Source organism: Pontibacter toksunensis, assembly GCF_042686245.1.
Lineage (GTDB): Bacteria > Bacteroidota > Bacteroidia > Cytophagales > Hymenobacteraceae > Pontibacter > Pontibacter toksunensis.
In genome coordinates, this window is the sequence record NZ_JBHUOX010000007.1 from 106,757 (window position 1) to 125,106 (window position 18,350).

Annotated in this window: 19 protein-coding genes; 6 read left to right on the plus strand and 13 right to left on the minus strand. The window is 47.5% G+C overall.

Translation table 11 applies throughout. The annotated features are described in order from the left end of the window. The first annotated feature begins 148 nt into the window (after nucleotides 1–148). Complete coding sequence (locus tag ACFS7Z_RS11450; RefSeq protein ID WP_377484586.1) at nucleotides 149–661, plus strand: hypothetical protein; 513 nt, start codon at nucleotides 149–151, stop codon at nucleotides 659–661. Between the two features lie 135 nt (nucleotides 662–796). On the opposite strand, the gene ACFS7Z_RS11455 is transcribed toward ACFS7Z_RS11450, so the two are convergent. The 7 genes from ACFS7Z_RS11455 to ACFS7Z_RS11485 all read right to left on the minus strand — a co-directional run bounded on the left by ACFS7Z_RS11455 (nucleotide 797) and on the right by ACFS7Z_RS11485 (nucleotide 6,502). Beyond that, a complete protein-coding gene (locus ACFS7Z_RS11455) occupies nucleotides 797–1,174 on the minus strand; it encodes a DUF423 domain-containing protein (protein ID WP_377484588.1) in 378 nt (125 codons plus the stop codon). Between the two features lie 109 nt (nucleotides 1,175–1,283). Continuing rightward, a complete protein-coding gene (locus ACFS7Z_RS11460; protein ID WP_377484590.1) occupies nucleotides 1,284–1,730 on the minus strand; it encodes a DUF2750 domain-containing protein in 447 nt (148 codons plus the stop codon). 172 nt (nucleotides 1,731–1,902) lie between these two features. Next, nucleotides 1,903–2,748 carry a glycerophosphodiester phosphodiesterase family protein gene (locus ACFS7Z_RS11465; protein ID WP_377484592.1) on the minus strand — a complete coding sequence of 282 codons (846 nt, stop codon included), beginning with the start codon at nucleotides 2,746–2,748 and terminating at the stop codon, nucleotides 1,903–1,905. A 35-nt stretch (nucleotides 2,749–2,783) separates the two neighbouring features. Continuing rightward, nucleotides 2,784–3,467, minus strand: a complete 684-nt coding sequence (locus tag ACFS7Z_RS11470; protein ID WP_377484594.1) for a YggS family pyridoxal phosphate-dependent enzyme — start codon at nucleotides 3,465–3,467, stop codon at nucleotides 2,784–2,786. 213 nt (nucleotides 3,468–3,680) lie between these two features. After that, on the minus strand, nucleotides 3,681–4,733 hold the full coding sequence (locus ACFS7Z_RS11475; RefSeq protein WP_377484596.1) for a vWA domain-containing protein: 1,053 nt from the start codon (nucleotides 4,731–4,733) through the stop codon (nucleotides 3,681–3,683). Further along, nucleotides 4,717–5,628 (minus strand): hypothetical protein, encoded by a 912-nt coding sequence (locus ACFS7Z_RS11480; protein WP_377484598.1) that lies wholly within the window; start codon nucleotides 5,626–5,628, stop codon nucleotides 4,717–4,719. Before ACFS7Z_RS11480 ends, ACFS7Z_RS11475 begins: the two co-directional genes overlap by 17 nt. Further along, on the minus strand, nucleotides 5,621–6,502 hold the full coding sequence (locus tag ACFS7Z_RS11485) for a DUF58 domain-containing protein (protein WP_377484600.1): 882 nt from the start codon (nucleotides 6,500–6,502) through the stop codon (nucleotides 5,621–5,623). Before ACFS7Z_RS11485 ends, ACFS7Z_RS11480 begins: the two co-directional genes overlap by 8 nt. 58 nt (nucleotides 6,503–6,560) lie before the next feature. Between ACFS7Z_RS11485 and ACFS7Z_RS11490 the strand changes: the two genes are divergently transcribed. After that, complete coding sequence (locus tag ACFS7Z_RS11490) at nucleotides 6,561–6,968, plus strand: DUF4296 domain-containing protein (RefSeq protein WP_377484602.1); 408 nt, start codon at nucleotides 6,561–6,563, stop codon at nucleotides 6,966–6,968. A gap of 1 nt (nucleotide 6,969) precedes the next feature. Here ACFS7Z_RS11490 and ACFS7Z_RS11495 read toward each other — a convergent pair whose 3' ends face one another. Continuing rightward, nucleotides 6,970–9,210 carry an ATP-dependent helicase gene (locus tag ACFS7Z_RS11495; protein WP_377484604.1) on the minus strand — a complete coding sequence of 747 codons (2,241 nt, stop codon included), beginning with the start codon at nucleotides 9,208–9,210 and terminating at the stop codon, nucleotides 6,970–6,972. Nucleotides 9,211–9,506: 296 nt separating this feature from the next. On the opposite strand from ACFS7Z_RS11495, the gene ACFS7Z_RS11500 reads away from it, so the two are divergent. Beyond that, a complete protein-coding gene (locus ACFS7Z_RS11500; RefSeq protein WP_377484606.1) occupies nucleotides 9,507–11,120 on the plus strand; it encodes an ankyrin repeat domain-containing protein in 1,614 nt (537 codons plus the stop codon). A gap of 224 nt (nucleotides 11,121–11,344) precedes the next feature. After that, entirely contained in the window at nucleotides 11,345–11,926 is a 582-nt protein-coding gene (locus ACFS7Z_RS11505; protein WP_377484608.1) for a DUF3109 family protein, read from the plus strand. Nucleotides 11,927–12,015: 89 nt separating this feature from the next. Here the strand turns inward: ACFS7Z_RS11505 and ACFS7Z_RS11510 are convergent, their stop codons facing one another. The 5 genes from ACFS7Z_RS11510 to efp all read right to left on the minus strand — a co-directional run bounded on the left by ACFS7Z_RS11510 (nucleotide 12,016) and on the right by efp (nucleotide 15,581). After that, a complete protein-coding gene (locus tag ACFS7Z_RS11510; RefSeq protein WP_377484762.1) occupies nucleotides 12,016–12,300 on the minus strand; it encodes a DUF6340 family protein in 285 nt (94 codons plus the stop codon). A gap of 18 nt (nucleotides 12,301–12,318) precedes the next feature. Next, nucleotides 12,319–12,957: a hypothetical protein gene (locus tag ACFS7Z_RS11515; RefSeq protein ID WP_377484610.1), complete on the minus strand. Its 639-nt coding sequence runs from the start codon at nucleotides 12,955–12,957 to the stop codon at nucleotides 12,319–12,321. A 95-nt stretch (nucleotides 12,958–13,052) separates the two neighbouring features. Next, the gene (gene accC / locus ACFS7Z_RS11520; protein WP_377484612.1) at nucleotides 13,053–14,399 is read right to left on the minus strand and encodes an acetyl-CoA carboxylase biotin carboxylase subunit; all 1,347 of its coding nucleotides are present in this window, start codon (nucleotides 14,397–14,399) and stop codon (nucleotides 13,053–13,055) included. 123 nt (nucleotides 14,400–14,522) lie between these two features. After that, complete coding sequence (accB, locus tag ACFS7Z_RS11525) at nucleotides 14,523–15,014, minus strand: acetyl-CoA carboxylase biotin carboxyl carrier protein (protein WP_377484614.1); 492 nt, start codon at nucleotides 15,012–15,014, stop codon at nucleotides 14,523–14,525. A gap of 3 nt (nucleotides 15,015–15,017) precedes the next feature. Then, entirely contained in the window at nucleotides 15,018–15,581 is a 564-nt protein-coding gene (gene efp / locus ACFS7Z_RS11530) for an elongation factor P (RefSeq protein ID WP_377484616.1), read from the minus strand. Nucleotides 15,582–15,954: 373 nt separating this feature from the next. Between efp and ACFS7Z_RS11535 the strand changes: the two genes are divergently transcribed. Both ACFS7Z_RS11535 and ACFS7Z_RS11540 read left to right on the plus strand, forming a co-directional pair. Next, nucleotides 15,955–16,968 (plus strand): NADP-dependent oxidoreductase, encoded by a 1,014-nt coding sequence (locus ACFS7Z_RS11535; RefSeq protein ID WP_449301452.1) that lies wholly within the window; start codon nucleotides 15,955–15,957, stop codon nucleotides 16,966–16,968. 87 nt (nucleotides 16,969–17,055) lie between these two features. Beyond that, nucleotides 17,056–18,213, plus strand: a complete 1,158-nt coding sequence (locus ACFS7Z_RS11540) for an iron-containing alcohol dehydrogenase (protein WP_377484618.1) — start codon at nucleotides 17,056–17,058, stop codon at nucleotides 18,211–18,213. Nucleotides 18,214–18,350 lie beyond the last annotated feature (137 nt).

Below are 18,350 nucleotides of genomic sequence, written 5' to 3' on the forward strand. Positions count from 1 at the left end.
TCGAAAGCCCTCTTGTAGAGGGCTTTTTTTATGTCTTGTACTTCCCGGCAGCGGTGTCAAATGCATGAGTCAGTGCTAAAACAGTTTGGCCTTTATATTATAAGCAATACATTAGTCAGAACTTCCATCAACTTCGGCATTACTGGCTGTGTGCACTCTATCAAAGCAGCTATTACTTTTCTGCCTGCTGTTCAGCTATAAAGCGTTAGCACAGGAAAACCAACCGCAGGAACCTCTTCCACAGAAGGCACGCCATGAGCTATATGCGGGATATGATTTTATACCGGTGCCCGTAGTAGCGAACACTTTTGGCGACTTAATTGGAAGCATCATTTCCTCTGGCGGAGATAATAAAACTTTTGTTGGACCTGTGATGGCGGGATATACTTACTTTGCGTCTGATAAAGTAGGGGTAGGTATAGAAGCGGGCTACACGACTTTTACATCAAAGTACAGTGTCACCGGAGCGTTAGACTACCGAAACAAATTTTTTGTATTAATGCCACATGTCACCTTCTATTGGGCCAGCTTAGAAAGAGTGAATTTTATTCAGGAGCTAAAGCTGGTGTCTGCTATTTCAAGCGTTATCCTTACGATAATAGAGAAGAAGACAGCTTCTATGTGCCTGCTTTTCATGTTACTGCCATTGGTGTGCGTGTAGGAAAGAAGCTGGGCTTTTATATGGACTTAGGGTTCGGTTATGATGGCTTGCTGAATACCGGGTTGAGCATGCGTTTCTAAAAAGCAGAGGCTGTCGGGTTAGCTACAGCCTCTGCTCTTTAAATTGCTTTTAGGTTTAAAAAGCTTTTAGAATAGCATAGAACAAGGCACCCCAGCCAACAATCATGGCTGTACCGCCAATCGGGGTAATGGCTCCAAGCCAGGTGATACCGGTTATACAAAGTGTGTAAAGGGAGCCAGAGAAAATAAGGATTCCCAAGAAAAAACACCAGGCTGCTACCTGTAGTGCCGGGTGCTCTACTCTGAACAGCAACAAACCGACAGCTAGCAGAGCCAGCGTGTGGTACATCTGATATTTTACAGCAGTTTCAAACGTGTCTACCCGGTTTGTTTCCCGCAGCATCGGCCCCAGTGCATGCGCCCCAAAGGCACCGATAGCAACGGTCAGGGCTCCAAATACAGTAGCAATAAGTAATATTGTCTTTTGTGTCACTTTATGTATGATGAAATTCTATGAGTCAGGACAAAGGTAAGGCACGGGCCCTTCACTCTGAACCCATTCATTATTTAAAATTTAAATTTCATCATTCCTAAAGACACTGTCACTCTCCGTCCAGGGCCTCGATTACCTGCTCTTCAAACTCCTGCTGGCTGTCGTACTGGGTAAACTCCAGCGTTTTGTCCTTTGCTTTCAGCTGCTTCACAACATCCAGCGCAACCACAAGGGGTTCTGCTTCTTTGCCGCTGAGGTCTGCATCCCAATCGGCACCCACCAACAATTCGTCGCCATACATGCCAACGCACCAGTTCTCCAGAAACTCAACTAACGTAATGCTTTCCGGAGTATAAGTTGCCCACTCATCTTCGGCACAGGCTGCGGCTCCTGCTTTATCTGACCAGAAAAGGATGACTTCCGTATCCTCGAATTCCTGAGAACTGGAAGTTGCCCAGGTTTCATCTTTTGTCAGGCCCCACACAGCATTTGTATCTACAATGCGCTCTACAAATTCTTTATACTTTTTGTTAACGGTAGCTGCATGCTCTGTCATGATTTTTTGTGTCTTTCGTTTCTTCAAACTGTGCTTTGGAAATTTTTTCAGTACCTGAGTGGAATATGCTGCATCTGGTTTACCCAAATACAGCTGAACCAGAACAAGTGGGGTAGGCTTAAGTATTCTTTACGAGGGTAATTTTAAATTAGGAAATAAATTATAGCTTATTTTATAATTTATAGAATAAATCGGGATAATCAGTGATAATGCCATCTACACCCATCTGCTTCATCTGCTGCATCTTACCCACTTCATTTATAGTCCAGGGTATCAGCTTCATGCCATGCTGGTGGGCTCTTTTAATTAGAGCTAATGTCACCAAAGCTTTATCCGGACTGTATATTGTGGGGGTAAATCCTAAGAAAATCAGGTTCTCCTCGAGACTATGCTCATTTTCTACAAGCAGTGATGTTTTGATCCCCGGAAAAGACCCATGCAGTGCCTGTAGCGTCCGCACATCAAAGGACTGTATGATAACCCAATCGTTCATGCCCTTCAGAGTTATCACGTCCATCAGGCGCTGCACAAACTCTTCAGGCGCCGGATGATATATATTGTCTGTTTCAGGTGTAGACTTTGTCTCGATATTATAAAATACCTGTGGTAACTGATGTGCTTTGAGGTATTCCTGCACCGCGTCAAACACTTCAGACAGCAGCGGCTTGTGCACTTTCATTAGCTGCTGCTGCGGAAAGCGGGGGTAAAATTTTGAGCCTGCATCATACTTTCTGATATCGCTGTAGTCAAGGTTGTACCATACCTGTTTATGAGCGTCTCCTGCAGGTACCTCACTGCCATCCGGTAGCAGTTCGTGCTCCGGGTTGATGTGCGGGTCGTGAGAGAGCAGCACCTGGCCATCCCTGCTGATGTGCGCATCCATTTCCAAAGTGGTAACACCCAAAGCCAACGCCTTTAGCATGGCGGGTATTGTATTCTCCGGCATCAGCCCCCGTGCCCCGCGATGGCCTTCCAAATCAAAAGCAGGCAGACTGTGGGAAGCCGATTGATGTGTCATCTTTTGTTGCAGTGTTCAGGATTATGGCTGTGGCACTACCGGTCATAACTGCGGGCGCCGAAAATGCCGCTTCCCACCCGTATCATGGTGCTTCCTTCTTCTATGGCTAATTTCCAGTCAGAGGTCATTCCCATTGATATCTCCCTGAAATAGTCGCTGGCAATGAAGAAAGTTTCCTTCAGGTTCTGAAAGCACTCACGCAGGTACCTGAACTCCTGGCGCAGCTTCTGCTCGTCTTCTGTATTGGTGGCAATTCCCATTACGCCTGTTATACTAACGTACTTCATCTGCCGGTACTGTTCTGACTGCAGCAGGGCTACTGCTTCCTCGTAAGTCATCCCATACTTTGTTTCCTCATCGGCAATGGAGATTTGCAACATGCAGTTGATGGGCAGTGTGCGGGCAAACTGTTCGGCTCGCCTGTTTATTTCCTCCAGCAGTTTCAGGCTGTCAACAGATTGTATGGTATCAATGTACTGTGCGATGTACTTTACTTTATTTCGCTGCAGGTGGCCTATCAGGTGCCAGGCAATATCATGCGGCAGCAGATCCCTTTTGTCCACCAGCTCCTGCACCTTGTTCTCTCCAAAAAGCCGATGACCAGCATCATAAGCTTCCATTATTTTCTCAGGGGAGTGCGTTTTAGAGACAGCCACTAAACGGCAGGGTGTGTTTTTGAGCTGCTCATCAAAGTAAAGGATGTTTTCGGCTATAGACATGGCTTTTGTTTTCGTATCACGATGTTCATATCATGTATCGCGACAAGTGGTTTTTTGTTTTAACTGAATTAAGAAGCGCCTTCAACCTTTATCTTGAAGCCTCTGAACGTATTTTGTCAACCTGAGGACACTGCCTATGGTGACAGTATTATCTTCAACGCTGTGAGTGATCCCAATCTTGATACGAGATACGAGCGTCATGATACGCAAAAATTAATCTTCCAGCACATTGGTGACAAACGTGTTTTTCAGAAACATCCAAAGCAGGAGGAACAGAAGTGCCCATTTTAGGTATACCTGGTAATAATCATGGGTGTCGCGGAAGCGTTTTTCCGTTACCTCCGTCCGTTCCATCTTGTTGATGTTGCGGAATACCGCCTGCAGCGCATCCTTGCTGTCGGCTCTGTAAAAGTTTCCCGCCCCTATCTGTGCAATCCGCCGCAGGCTGGTTTCATCCATCTGCGTTTCTACGTAAAGTGTTTTACCTGTTTCCTCCTCCTGGTAAGGTACCTGCCCATCTTTACCTATACCTATAGTATAAAGTTTTATGCCATAGGCGTACGCAAGTTGGGCGGCCAGCTCAGGATCCAGGCTGCCGGCGGTATTTTCCCCGTCGCTGATTAAGATGACAACTTTGCTTTTGGCATTAGAATCCCGCATGCGGTTTATAGCCACTGCCAGTGCACTGCCAATGGCGGTACCGTCGTTCGGAATCATTTTAAAGCCGATGGACTGTATGTGTTCCCGCAGTAGCTGGTAGTCTGTAGTGAGAGGGGAGAGGGAGTAGGCATCGCCGGCAAAAACAACTATTCCAATGCGGTCCTGCACGCGGCCGCTGATAAAATCAAGTGCTACCTCTTTGGCTGCTGTAAGGCGGTTTGGCTTTATGTCCTGTAGCTCCATCGAGCCGGATACATCCAGCACCAGCACAATATCTATACCTTCTGCTGTTTGCTCTACCTGCTCATTAGCCCGCTGTGGCCTTGCCAGCGCCACCAGTACCAGCATCATGAAGAGCATGAAGAGCAGGTTAGGAATATGGCGCAGTAAACTGCTCCACTGCCAGCGCACTTTCCCCTCGAACATGGCCAGGTCCAGCCTGTTGCGGGTGTTAAGGGTAAAGAGCCACTTAAATACGAACAGCAGGGGAACAAGGAGCAAAGCATAGAGCACCAGCGGGTACACCCAATCGAAAGAGCGAAGGGTGCTGTAGCTGAACCACTCTAGGCTTAGCCATTCCCATAGGTTGTCACTTACTCTTAGCATTTTTTATAAGTTCTCGCTGGGTTTTATGGCGGCTTTTGGCGAAGCGGCGGAGCATGCCCAGCGCCAAGTTGGTTTCGCCCTCTGTCTCTGTTTGCACGTTGCCGTAAATAGCTTTGTCGCAGATGCGCAGCGCGGTGTTTACTTCCTCGTCGTTCTCGTAATACTCCACAATCTCCTTGGTGGTAAAAGAGTTAATGGCACTACGCTCAAGCTTTGTCAGGTAGTTTTTCCAAAGCGAAACCGCCTTCTCCAGGCTTTGCATCGCGCCTGTTTTCTTAAAACGCTCCTCATGCGAGTTATAGCGGGAGGCAAAATACACGTGGTCCTTGCGTAGGCGGTATAACTTGTACTTGCGCTGTATGGCCTGCCCAAAAATAAGCCAGACCAGGCTCAGGAAAGTGGCTGATGCTACCAGCCACAGCACCAGTTCGGGCCAGTTGAAGCGTTCCTCCACAGTTGCCAGTTCTGTGTCTGCCTTCACCTGCAGCGGCTCCTGTACTTCCTTTACCAACTGGTGCAGCACAACTGCATCGGCCGTGGCAAATACTTCTGTTGTATCCTGATTACTGAGTATATATACGGGTAGCGCCAGTTGCTGCACAGGTTCAATCTCGAAGCTCCGTAATGTATAGATGGCACTGTCGGTGCTTATCCCTGCCTTGGTTGCGGTAGGGAAAAAGTCTTTGCGCACCAGTTCAAAGGGAGCGAAGTTATAGCTTTCCGGCGGCAGCACCACCTCCTGCGTGGCCGGGTGATGGTGCACCAGCGTATATTGCAGCAATTCTCCCAGCCTGGCCGTATCCCGGTTAAAGGATCCTTCCGGCCTGGGTATTTGCTGCCCCCACGCCCCCGCCTGCAGGGAGCAGAGCAGTATGATGATGTATCCTCTAGGCACTTTTCTTTGTAGACTTGTTTCTTAGCCTGAACAGGTTGACCAGTTGCGGCACATAATCCTCGTTTGTCTGGATGGTCAGGTAATTTGCCTGGTACTTCTGGCAGAGGCGCATCAGGTTCTCCTGGTTTTCCCGGTACTGCGCCAGGTAGCGCTTCTGGAACTCATCTCCAGAGGTATTCAGCCATACAGTTCGGCCTGTTTCCTTGTCCAGCACAGGTACAATTCCCATGGGGGGCAGGTCATACTCCCGTATATCCAGCAGGTGCAGCACGATCAGGTCGTGGCGCCTGGCCAGCATCGATAGTTCTTTCTCATAGTTGTTATCGATAAAATCAGAGAGGAGCAGGATAATGCTGCGGCGCTTGATAATGTCCAGTGTCAGCTTGATGCCTGCAGGAAGGTTTGTCTTGCCTGATTTAGGTTGCAGTTCACTCAGAGCCTTAATAATACTGTAGGCCTGTTGTATGCCTTTGGCTGGCTTGATGTATTTTTCCTTCTGGTCTGAGAAACATACTATCCCAATCTGGCTCTGCTGCCTTGCCGCTGACAGTGCCAGCACGCCACAAATCTCTTTTCCGACATCTATTTTCTGCCGGGCACCTGTTCCTATGGTCTGGGAGGCACTCACATCCAGCATCAGAAAAACAGACTGCTCTTTTTCTTCCCGGTACGTTTTCACAAATGTACCATGTCCTTTGGCAGATACGTTCCAGTCTATAGAACGCACGTCATCGCCATACTGGTAGGCGCGTACATCGTCAAACTCCAGCCCTGTTCCCTTAAAAACAGAGTGGAAGTCGCCCTGCATCTGTGTTGTGATGGCTTTGCGTATGCGTATCTCGTACTTGCGTAGCTTCTTTACAAGCTCTTTCATAGGCTGCTGCCTTCTTGCGTAATTTTAAAAGTATCACATATTCTCGTAATTTACACCCGTGAAAAGAATTTTCTGCATCCTTTCTTGTCTCATTCTGCTGGGGTGCCAGCAAGATAACGGGGATAAGCCTGCTAATATGATATCGCAGCCCAAAATGGTGCGCATCTTGGCGGACATCCATACGGTGGAAGCGCTGATAGAGCAAAACATCTCGTATCCGGATACGGCTTTGATGGTCTTTAACAAGCAGCAGTCCGAAATCCTAAAAAAGCACGGGGTAAAGCAGGAGGATTTTAAAGCTACTTATAACTACTATCTCAATCACATCGCGGAGATGGATAAACTTTATGAAGTTGTAGTAGATACCCTCAGTGTCAGGGAGTCCCGGGTGAGGGCAGCGCAGGGGGGGCAGCCGCAGGAACAGGAGCAGGCACCGGAAGGCATGGTTCCTGCTCCTGTTCAGTGAGCTATGCGTGTATTTTCAGTTTGGCAAAACTCAGCAGCAGCGTTTTTTCTCCCACCTCATCGAAGTTGATGATGGCCTTGATACTGTTTCCCTGTGCGTCAATTTTAGAAACAGTTCCAAAGCCGAACTTCGGGTGCTCCACTTTCATGCCCGCTGCCAGGTCAGAAGTGTCGCTGGCTTTAAAATCGGCAGGGGCGGTGTAGTTGCTGGCTACCTGCTTTCGCGGCGCTGGCGCTAGCAGATTGCTTTTTCGCTGCAACACCCGGTCAAACACATTGCCGCCACTTACTCCGCCATCTCCATACTTAAAGTTGATGAACTTCGGGTCAATCTCATCCAGAAAGCGGCTTTTTTCGCAGGCCCGCAAATTTCCCCACTGATAACGGCTGGTGGCGTAGGTGAGGTAGAGCCTTTTCTCAGCACGTGTTATCGCCACGTAAAAAAGGCGGCGTTCTTCCTCCAGGTCAGCACGGGAGTTTAGCATCATCTGGCTCGGGAAGAGGTTTTCCTCCATGCCCACAATAAACACATTTTTAAACTCAAGTCCCTTGGCCGAGTGAATGGTCATCAGGGTTACAAATTCGCCGTCGTCGTCCGCTTTCGTATCCGCATCGGTTATCAGGGCAATATCCTGCAGGAAAGCAGATAAGCTCTTGTCTTCTTTCTCCGGATCATCCACATACTCCTTTATACCATTCAGCAGCTCCTGTATGTTTTCGTAGCGCGCCAGGCCCTCCACCGTCTTATCCTGGTACAGGTCGTCCACAATGCCGGAATGCTTAGCTACGTGCTTGGCCACCTCAAATGCATCACTGTTTTCAGCAATGCGGGCAAAGTCCCGGATCATGATGGAGAAGTTCTCTATGGCTGTGCCCACCCGGTTGCCTAAAAACTCAGTGGCGTTCATGACCACCTCCCAAACAGCATGGTTGATGTCGTTGGCAATCACGAAGATCTTCTGCTCAGTTGTTTCGCCGATGCCGCGCTTCGGATAGTTGATGACACGGCGCAGTGCCTGCTCATCGTTCGGGTTCACCGTCAGGCGCAGGTACGCTATCAGGTCCTTTATCTCCTTGCGCTGGTAAAATGAAAGGCCACCGATAATCTTATACTTGATATTCATACGGCGCAAGGCCTCTTCCATGGCACGCGACTGCGCGTTGGTGCGGTATAGAATAGCAAAGTCGTCGTAGGAGAGATGATTGCTCATCTTCTCCTCGAATATGGTTGTCGCTACCAGTTTGCCTTCCTCGTTGTCGGAGTTGGCTTTGATAACCTCAATCAGCGGCCCCTGCTCGTTATCAGTAAAAACATCTTTGCGCAGCTGTGCCTGGTTGTTTTTAATAACAGAGTTGGCCGCATGCACAATGTTTTTGGTGGAGCGGTAGTTTTGCTCCAGCTTAAACACCTGCAGTTCCGGGTAGTCACGCTCAAAGTTGAGGATGTTCTGGATATCAGCCCCACGGAAAGCATAAATGGATTGTGCATCGTCGCCAACCACTACCACGTTACGGTTCTGGGCGGCCAGTTTTCGGGTGATGAGGTACTGGGAGTAGTTCGTGTCCTGGTACTCATCCACCATCACAAATTTGAAAATGTTCTGATATTTATTCAGTGCATCCGGGTGGTCTTTAAAAAGCACGTTGGTGTTGAACAGCAAATCATCAAAGTCCATAGCGCCAGCCCGGAAGCAGCGGCTCTGGTACATCTCATAGATCTTCCCGATCTTCGGGCGCATAGCAGCCTCATCGTCAGCCTGTATAACTGCATCGTTGAGGTACTGCTTTACTGAGATCAGCTTGTTTTTAGCAGAGGAAATCCGGCCCAGCACGACGTTGGGCTTATACAGCTTATCATCCAGGTTCATCTCCTTCACTATGTTGCGAATGAGTGTCTTGGAGTCGTCGGTGTCGTAAATCGTGAAGCTTTTCGGGTAGCCGATTTTGTCTGCCTCAGAACGTAGTATGCGGGAAAACACCGAGTGGAATGTACCCATCCAGATGTTCTTGGCTTCGTTGCCAATTACCTTCTCAATACGGTGGCGCATTTCTTTGGCCGCCTTGTTTGTAAAGGTCAGGGCCAGTATGTTGAAAGGATCAACCCCTTGGCTGATGAGGTGGGCAATCCTGTAAGTGAGTACTCTTGTTTTACCGGAGCCGGCACCCGCAATAATCATGGCAGGGCCTTCTATGTGAAGCACTGCCGCACGTTGCGACTCGTTTAATAAGTTTAAATGATCCATTTCTTCTCTTCCGCGTGCGTCTTACAATTCTACCGCAATTTACGAATACAAAATCGTTTTCTGAACCAGCTTTTCTTTTTTGGCAGGTCGCTGGCTCTGTGGTAAAAGATATATGCCATAAGATGAACAGGAAACAGTCCGAAAGCGTTTACCTTTTGGCTCAGGCTTGGGAAATATCTTTTTCTTTGGCTACTGGACCAAGACTTTTTGATTTACAGCCTTAGAGTTGATTTATTTGCATAGTTTTTGCAGATACAGAATACATCGTAAGCACCTAGACATCTCACCTCCCTTTTATGAAGCATTTGCTACTGATATTACTACTAAGCGGCGCAAGCCAGGTCGGATTTGCTCAGACTGCACCTCCCAAGGCAGCAGAAAAAGCCCCTGCGACAAAGGCCGCTGCTACAGCATCTGTGAAAGAAAAGACTCCTGCTGCAACCCCTGTTGTGGTAACAAAAAAGATATGGCGCACCCCCGCTATGGACGAAGCGATGGCTTATTACAAGCTGCTGCGTTATGATGAGGCTTATAAAAAGATGAAGGAAGCCATTGCGCAGGGCGATAACGATGCTTACTATTTTATTGGCAGGATGCACCAGTTCCGCGAGCTGAAGTATGATTCGGTGCAGATAGATACTGTGCAGCAGCTTCAGAACGCGGAGAAATACTTTGCTGCAAATAAAGACTCGGCGCAGTATTATTATAAAAAAGCATTGGATGGCGGCAGTTTGTTCGGTCATTTAGGTATGGCCGAAACGATGGTGTTGCGTAACAAAGACGATGAGCGGCGCTTCAGGCAGCACATGCGCACCGCTGGTATCGAAATAAGAGAAAAAGCGGTGCAGGGAGATGCTTTCTGCAACCGGATACTGGGAAGTATGTATTACACAGGCTTTGGAGAGCTGGTAGACAAAGGCCTGGCTTTTAACTATCTGAGCCGTGCTGCAGAGGCAAACGATGTCGCAGCATACCCGTCGCTGGCCAACCTGTACCTTAACGGCGAGGGAGTAGCCAAAGACTTGGATAAGGCAGTTTACTGGTTGAGCAAAGGAGTGGAAGCAGGGGAACGCGAGTCAGCCTATACCCTGGCTTTGTTATACGAGGAAGGCACACTCGGGGAAGTGAAGATTGACAAGGCGCGAAAACTGTACCGCAAGGCAGTAGAGAAAGGAAGCATTAACGCGTATGAGCAGCTGCTGTACATTAACCAGACGCCGGATCAGAAAGTAGTCATTGCGGCTATTACCCGTGACCCGGAGATGTTGCAGCGTGCCATTGCAGCCGGAGGTGATGTAAATACCCTGGCTGTTCCGGAAGAGTACAGCGCTAACCTAAATGGTCGTACACCGCTGATGCATACGGTGTTTATCCCTATGCTGTTGGAAGACTATGGCGTGACCTACCAGCCGGAGGTGCGTTTTAAAACAGTAGCGCAGCTGGTAAAGAACGGTGCCGATGTAAATGCGCAGGACGTCAACGGTAAAACAGCCCTGCACTATGTGGTGAGCAGCTCCAGAATCAAAACAGAGTTTTATGAGATGGAGCAGGTGATGCTGTTGGATACGCTCATCAACAACGGTGCAGACCTGAATATACAGGACAAGCAGGGAAACACGGTGCTGGCACAGGCACTGCAATCCACAATTGGGCAGCACATTGGTATTATGGAACTGGAGAAACTGCTACAGGCCGGTGCCAACCCGAACATCAAAAACAACGAAGGCAAGACGCCCCTGATGATGGCTTGTGAAATAAACGCCAACTTTGAGATAATCCTGGCACTGATCCAGGCAGGAGCAGATGCGAAGCTGGTAGACAATAGTGGCAAAGCGGCAATAGATTACACGAAGCATCAGAACGTAGAGAACATCTTGCTGGCGTCCGGTTCTCGGAAGAGGCAGCAATAGTTTTATGTTGTTGTGGGCGTCAGTTCACTATAGCACCTGTAACAGGAAGGGGTGGTATGTCACCTATATTATTTGGTGCGTTACGAAGCAGCACCTCCAAGCCTGGATCACTTGAGCGCAGCCGTTTTAAACTATTTAATGGCTACCTTTGTCTCCATTAAATCAACAGGAAATAAAGCGCCTTCATCGGCCTTACATTTTTTGTTTTAGCCTTCAATTTTTAAATGATAGTTCTACAGAATACAGTCATCAGTGATGACGTGCGTGATCAGTTTTTTGTTTGTAACCTGGAGAAATGCAAAGGAGCCTGCTGTGTAGAGGGAGATTTAGGAGCTCCTCTGGAAGAGGAGGAACTGGCAATTCTGCAGGAAAGTTATGAGCACATAAAGCCTTACATGACAGGTGCCGGGAAGCATGCTGTTGAGGAGCAGGGACTTTATATCCAGGATTGGGAAGGCGACTATTCCACACCAACCATCAACAATAGGGAGTGTGCGTATGCCATTTACGATGAGGACAAAAAGCTGAAGTGTGCTATCGAACAAGCCTATAATGACGGTAAAATCAGCTGGAAAAAACCTATCTCCTGCCATCTATACCCAATAAGAGTTACAAAGTATGACGATTTCGAAGCGCTTAACTATGACCGTTGGGGGATTTGCAGTGCTGCCTGTTCTTTTGGTCAGGATCTGGGAGTGCGTGTATACCAGTTCCTGAAAGATCCTCTCATCCGGAAGTATGGCGAAAGCTGGTATAATGAGCTCGAGCAGATGATTGAAGAAGAGGAGAAACCTGCTAAAATTTAAACCAAAGCACATGATTAATAAAGAGAAAGCCCCACCTATTGTAAGTGGGGCTTTCTCTTTATTAATCATGTGCTTCAATCAAATATATATTAGTAGGTGTTAAGCTCAGGCAGCAGCAGCAGGGCCAGTTTGTTGTTTTTATCTAAGGCGACATTAGTCCAATGTTTAGCATCTTCTATTTTGCCCATAGCCTCATAAACTATTGCCATGTTGTAGGCCGCCTTGGCAGCTTCTTTCCTTTTTTTATGCTCCGTCAGCGGCTTCAGCAATGCAATTGCTTCTGGCAAGTTGCCCGCTGCCATGCGGTAAGCCGCCGGCGCAAAGGCTTTATCTGAATAATAGGGGCGTACAAAGGATACCTGCTGTGGTGCCAGGCGCTGCCAGTAATCCTATCACGTCTGCCTTGCAAGGTTGTTGATGACAGGTCCTGCGTTACTGATGGCAGGCCCAATGGCAAATAAGCCACTGATAACGCCTCTGGAATTATACAGCTCGTTCCATGACAGTGTTGCGCGGTCAAATATGGTGCCGGTGCTGTCGTAAAGTGTCCAGTCAGACTTCGAGAACAAGGTATAATGCGCAGTTTTAGTTATGTCGCCATCCTCATCTTTCTCACGAACCACCTCCTGCTCCAGAAATGTGTCGAAGTGGTCGAGCGTGAGGAGGAGGTGATGCGGCTGCTGGCGGTACATCTCCTGCACCTGTGCTGGCGTTAAATCTGCTCCGCTCCCTACAAGAGTGTATCCGGCGGTATCTGTGCCTACAAGGGTGTAATTACCATCTTCGTCAATGGCATCCACTACACCGGCGAGGGCATGTATTGCTCCGTCTGCGTATACTTCCACTTTCTTTTCCTGTTTGTATGGCAGTTGATCAGGATTAAAGCGGCTCATTATAAGTACCTTCCACTGATTCTCTGAAACCGACACTACCGGCGGCAGCGTGCGCTCTATAAATAACTGAGAGGTACAGCTAATTTGTATAAAAGAAATGGAAAACAAAAAGTAGCAGGTGAGTTTTGTCGTTTTCATACAAAAGCAAGATGCATCTAAAAGCAGAACAGTTGCAAGGGGATACAAAAAAGCCCCAGCTTTTGAGCTGGGGCCTGTATTCTTTTGATTTCTAATTAATCCAAGCTCTTGAAATCAAAGTTATCAAGATAAGCTGTTGTGAAGTTACCTTCTTTAAAGCCCTTGTCATCCATCAATTTCAGGTGGAAAGGAACAGTTGTCTTGATGCCTTCAATCACAAACTCGCTCAGCGCGCGCTTCATTTTCACCAGTGCCTCCTCGCGTGTCTGCGCACTCACAATCAGTTTCGCAATCATGGAGTCGTAGTTTGGCGGGATAGTATAGCCGGAGTACACATGTGAATCTACGCGTACACCGTGGCCACCAGGAAGATGCAGGTTCACTATTTTACCTGGAGAGGGGCGGAAGCCGTTTTTGGGGTCTTCTGCATTAATACGACACTCGATGGCATGCTTCTTAGGGTAATAATTCTTGCCTGATATTCTCTCCCCGGCTGCCACCTTTATCTGCTCCTTTATCAGGTCATAGTCAATCACCTCTTCCGTAATTGGGTGTTCTACCTGTATACGCGTGTTCATCTCCATAAAGTAGAACTCGCGGTCTTTGTCTACCAGGAACTCTATCGTTCCAACGCCTTCATAATTGATGGCTTTGGCACCTGCAATGGCAGCTGCTCCCATTCTTTCACGGAGATCGTCGGTTATGAACGGAGAAGGGGTTTCCTCCACCAGCTTCTGGTGGCGGCGCTGAATAGAGCAGTCGCGTTCTGATAGATGTGCGGCGTTGCCGTATTGGTCGCCAATCAGCTGAATCTCAATATGGCGCGGCTCCACAACAAATTTCTCCAGGTAAATGCCGTCGTTACCAAAAGCAGCCCTTGCTTCGGCACGCGCATCATTCCAGCCTTTCTCAAATTCGGCATCGTTCTTGGCAATACGCATACCCTTGCCACCACCACCTGCAGTTGCTTTTAGTATAACAGGATACTTTATCTTGTTTGCCAGTTTGATGCCTTCTTCCATCGACTTCAGCAGGCCATCTGAACCAGGTATGGTAGGTACACCTGCTTTTTTCATAGTTGCCTTGGCAGATGCCTTGTCACCCATGGAATTGATCATATCTGGTGAGGCACCTATAAACTTAATATGGTTCTCTGCGCAAATGCGGGAGAACTCTGCATTTTCAGATAGGAAGCCATAGCCAGGGTGAATCGCATCTGCATTTGTGATTTCTGCAGCAGCTATAATATTCGGGATGTTCAGGTAAGATTGGGCACTGGCAGGAGGGCCTATACAAACAGCCTCATCAGCAAAGCGCACGTGCAGGCTTTCCTTGTCGGCGGTAGAGTATACGGCAACCGTTTTAATGCCCATCTCTTTGCAGGTACGGATAATGCGTAATGCAATTTCGCCACGGTTGGCGATCAATATCTTCTTAAACATAATGTAGAATTAGGATATTTGAAGACTCGGAAATCTGAATTTTGTGAACAAGGAAAATGGAGACGTCTTTTGCACCATCTCCATTTAAGGCATTCCTCATATTCAAATTTTCGAATCGGAATATTAGCTTGGGTCCACCAGGAACAGTGGCTGATCATATTCAACCGGAGAGGCATTATCCACCAGCACTTTCACAATCTTACCGGATACCTCAGACTCTATCTCGTTGAACAACTTCATCGCTTCGATGATGCAAATCACCTGGCCCTTTTTCACTTCGTCACCAACATTAACAAAAATCGGAGTATCCGGGCTTGATGCACGGTAGAAGGTACCAATCATAGGAGCTTTAATGGCTACATATTTGCTTTCTTCGCTGGCTGGCGCTGCAGCGGCGGGAGCCGGAGCGGCAGGGGCAGCCGGAGCAGCGGCCTGAGGAGAAGGTAGCGGAGCGGGAGCAGCTGCAGCAGGTGCACCTGAGTCTTTTACATACTTGATCTTCTGGTCCGGATCACGTTTTACCGAGATCTTAAACTCCTCTGTTTCAATGTTTACTTTGTTCAGGCCGGATTTGGCGATGAAGTCGATTAGTTCCTGGATTTCTTTAGCTTTCATGTGTTATTTAACTCTCTCTGCGTATGAATAGGTACGAGTGTCTACTTTGATTTTTTCATCCTGCCCGATGAAAAGGGGAACCTGAATGGTGGCGCCGGTTTCTACAATGGCTGGCTTGGAGGCATTGGTTGCAGTGTCTCCTTTCAAACCCGGCTCCGTATAAGTAATAGTCAACTCAACAAAAGGAGGAATTTCGCAGGTAAGCGGCGACTCAGTTTCAGCATGGAAAAGAATGGTTACTTCTTGGCCTTCCTTCATCAGGTCAGCGAAAGGCACCATGTGCTCTTCCAGTGAAACCTGCTCAAAAGTGTTCATGTCCATGAAATTGTAGCCCAGGTCATCTTTGTAAATGAACTGGTGGGGGCGCTGCTCCACACGGGCTGTTACAATTTTGTGACCGGCAGAGAAGGTGTTGTCAATCACTTTTCCGGTTTTAATATTCCTAAGCTTTGTTCTAACAAAGGCAGGGCCTTTGCCAGGCTTTACATGCTGGAAGTCAATCACAACATAAAGGTCGTTGTTGAACTCCATGCACACTCCGTTTCTAATATCAGCTGTGGTTGCCATACAGATTAACTCTTTAACGTGTCGTTGAGATGGGGTAAAAGTAATTTTGTTTTCGCTGTCTTGCAAAGCAAAGTTAGTGATTCTGATGGAAATGTAGCGAAAGAATATAGCTTCTGTAGAATAGAACATGCCTTCTTCAGATGGATTAACTGCTATATTCTTCTGCTCCTGTCTTCAAATTGATAGAATCATACAGCTGCCAAATTTTTCCCTCACCGGACGCACTATTTAATTCATAAAGTATAAATGCTTCTTGTTCAGACTGATCAAAGCAGGAAGAGCAACATGTGTTCAATTTGCTGTTAAAACACTAAACAAAATCTACTTCTGGTGGTTTTGCGTGTGTTTTAACAGCAATCAGGTAAAATAAATAATGGAGAATAAAACAATATTATTAGGCAGCCGCCCTCACGGAACGCCTACAATAGAAAATTTTGAGTTTACACAAACAGACCTTTCCCCTCTACAGGAGGAAGAGGTACTTCTGAAAGCGCTATATGTTTCTGTCGACCCTTACATGCGGGGCCGTATGAGCGACGCTAAATCATATGTTGCACCTTATGAGGTTGGTAAGCCGATTATGGGTGGGGTAGTAGCCGAAGTAATTGATAGCAAAAACGAAAAGCTGCAAAAAGGCACTGTGGTTGTGGGCAACCTTCCATGGCAGCAGTACATAGTGCACCATGGCAAAGGCCTCAATTCAATCGATCCGAATATGTCGCCGCTTAGCTACCATCTGGGTATTTTAGGTATGCCAGGCCTGACAGCTTATTTCGGGCTCCTGCACATCGGGCAGCCGAAAGAGGGCGAAACGGTAGTGGTATCTGGTGCCGCCGGAGCGGTAGGTACTGTAGTCGGGCAGATAGCGAAGCTAAAAGGCTGCCGCGTCGTCGGTATAGCTGGTTCAGACGATAAAATCAACTTCCTCAAAAATGACTTAGGCTTTGATGAAGGCATTAACTATAAAACTACCAGCAACATAAAGGAGGCGGTAGCAGCTGCTTGCCCGGATGGGGTAGACGTATATTTCGATAATGTAGGGGGTGAGATTTCAGATGCTGTCATTTTTTCGCTAAATAAATTTGCGCGTATAGCCATCTGTGGCCAGATTTCCTTTTATAACAATACTTCTCCTGCTACTGGCCTTCGGGTTGAGCCTATACTGCTGAAAAAGAGCGCTATGATGAAAGGCTTTATTGTGAGTGATTATGCAGAGGAGTTCGGTAAAGCGGCAAGAGAACTTGCTTCCTGGGTAAAAGAAGGTAAACTGCAGTACCAGGAAACCGTAAAAGAAGGCTTTGACCAAATACCAGAAGCATTTCTGGGTCTCTTTTCAGGTGAAAATACAGGTAAGCAACTGGTAAAAGTAGCGGAGCGGGAATATTGACAATTAATAAGATTTCTTTCTTTTTTCTCCTGCAACTGCCATTGCAGACTACTTCACAATCAAACATCAAATACACTTAACCTTTACATGAATAATTTCACTTTTTATAATCCAGTCAAACTTATATTCGGCAAAGGACAGATCAGTTCAATCGCCAAAGAGATTCCTTCCGACGCGCGCGTTATGGTGACGTATGGCGGGGGGAGTATAAAGAAAAATGGTGTGTACGAGCAGGTAATGAAAGCACTTGAAGGCCGCACTGTTCTTGAATTCAGTAACATAGAACCTAACCCACACTACGAGACCCTCATGCAGGCGGTGGAAATAGGCAAGCGCCAGGAAATAGATTTTGTGTTGGCTGTTGGTGGTGGCTCTGTAATAGACGGAACAAAGTTTATTGTAGCCGCGATGGCCTATGAAGGGGAGGACCCATGGGATATACTTGCTAAGCGGGAACCAGTGAAGGGCGCAGTACCCTTTGGAGCTGTACTGACATTACCCGCTACTGGATCTGAAATGAATTCCGGCGCGGTAATTACGAGAGTATCATCCAAAGAGAAGCTATCTTTTGGCAGCCCCTATACCTTTCCCAAATTCTCTGTGCTGGACCCGGAAACAACTTACTCCTTGCCGTTGCGCCAGATAAGCAATGGCATTGTCGATGCCTTTACGCATGTGCTGGAGCAGTACTTAACGTACCCGGTAAATTCACCGCTTCAGGACCGTATGGCAGAAGCCATACTGCTTACATTAAAAGAAGAGGGGCCAAAAGCTTTACAGAACCCGCAGGACTATGACACCATGGCGAATATTATGTGGAGCGCCACTATGGCGCTGAATGGCGTGATACGGGTTGGTGTGCCTACTGACTGGGCAACGCACTTCATTGGCCATGAACTGACTGCCTTGCATGGTATTGACCATGCCCGAACCCTGGCTATTGTGCTGCCATCGTTGCTCCGTTACAAGAGCGAAGCCAAAAAGGAAAAGCTGCTTCAGTACGGTAGACGCATATGGGGAGTAGATGCCGGTACGGAGGATGAATGCATCGAAGCAACACTCCAGGCCACCATCTCCTTCTTCGAGTCACTCAACATCAGCACCAGCCTCTCTGATTATGAAGTAGGGGAGGATACCATCAGAACCATAGTAAAGCGTTTCCAAGAGCGAGGCGTCAGGGATTTAGGTGAACGCGCAGATATCCAGGTAGATGATGTGGAGCAGATTCTAATGATGAGTTTGTAATTAGTAATGAACCTACATAAAAGAAAGCCCCGCTACACATTATACTGTAGCGGGGCTTTCTTTTATGTAGGTTAAAAGATTTTGATAAGAATTTATACTTCGACTTACGCCTCTATTTTCTGGTGTCCCCAGCAGTA